General features: G+C 39.3%; 1 protein-coding gene. It reads right to left on the bottom strand.

The features are described from left to right. Positions 1–191: 191 nt before the first annotated feature. On the bottom strand, positions 192–1,193 hold the full coding sequence (locus T472_RS05925; protein WP_023386851.1) for a pilus assembly protein TadG-related protein: 1,002 nt from the start codon (positions 1,191–1,193) through the stop codon (positions 192–194). Positions 1,194–1,607: the final 414 nt, after the last annotated feature.

The raw sequence follows: 1,607 nt of genomic DNA on the forward strand, positions 1-1,607 counted from the left end.
AAAAAAAAAAAAATGTCATTTAGACCACATCCCCACAAGATGATGCAGTCAGCCATTTAAACATGGTAAATAAAGGAATCCCTTACCATCTAAACACCCCATTCGAAATACTCCAAAAGCACACAAACCCTTGCAGCCAAAAGGCTTGCAAGGGTTTGTCCAATTTACTGTCCAGAACATGTATATGATATCTAGTCGGTTAGTTTGGCAGATCCCATCCCAGGCATTATATAGTCATCAGGAATATCGCCAGCCTTAAGTGTATAGGAATCAGTTACAGTCAGTATCAACCTTGGATTGTTACCGGTTAATTTCAGTTCATCAAATGTACATTCGAGAAGAACAAGACTATCCGGGTGAATTGTCCACTGCTCACCAAGCTCACTCTTCCCCTTGAAGTCAATAATCGACATCTCTATATAAGGTGCATCCTTCGGATTATTTGGTTTTGCTATAACAGTATTCGATGCTATAGAATCATTGGATAGACTGAAAAGATATACCTTTCCACCCTCAACCTGCCTGTCGTAAATGAATTGAAGAATCTTTCCTATGCTCTCAGAATTAGTTACAACACCTCGGGTAATCGTGATTCCATCTTCATAGGATATATCGAAATATGATGTCTCTTCCCATCCCGGTTCCTTTTCATTTACAGGTTCCAAATCATCCTTCCAAATGCTCTCGAACACTCCACCCTTGAGCTTTTCCCATGCTTCAATCGTACCACCGAGAACATTTGTCGCAGGATTTATGTACAAGTCGTCAAGATTTACAAACGGCAGAGCATCTCCAGCCCACCTGATTTTTTCAGCTTCAGCTGCAGCCCACACTGAGCTGTCAGCATCGGTCAGAAATCCAGCAAATATCTTTGGAGCTACCTGGGTAACCTCCACACGCACCTTGTTTGACCCAACTGGGGTTACAGTAATATCCTCACTTGGAATATTCCTGTTCTGTTGAACAGCATCCTTTGCAACCTTCACATAGTTTCCACCAATAGACCTTTCCATTGCACCAGCTAACGCACCGGCATCAGCAGCATTCTGGAGAGCCCTTCTTTGCCCGTACATAAATCCAGCATCTATCACAATCGCAGCAAACCCCATGAACACTGTCATCATGACCGCTACGATGACCACAACCGAACCTTCATCATTTTTAAACAATTTCTTCAATAACCCGAGTTTCATTTCCAATCCTCCTCAAGGTGCTTATAATTACAAATTACGACACAATAATCTTAATCGAGCATATTTTCACTTGTCATTAATCGACATTATCTTATCTATACTATATTTCTCTTTTTCTACATTGTCAATATAGCCATCTAATCGACAAACTTACAGTTATACAAGCATACCTATTATGGTTTAATACTAAAAATATATAGAACACCACCTGTTAGATTGCTTATTTCGTTTTGTATTGCATCATTTTTGTTATAATCATAATTTTACAATGTGTATTCTCCATTTCGTGAACATATTTATCCAAATATTTCCATGTTAAAGATTTCTAGGTCTATATCTGAACTGATCTCACCTGTTGTCACTAATCTGCTCTATCTGCTGTCATTTCTGGATATGGAAGCGTAGGTTCATAAC

The sequence above is a fragment of the Youngiibacter fragilis 232.1 genome, from assembly GCF_000495435.3.
In the GTDB taxonomy this organism is placed as follows: domain Bacteria; phylum Bacillota; class Clostridia; order Clostridiales; family Clostridiaceae; genus Youngiibacter; species Youngiibacter fragilis.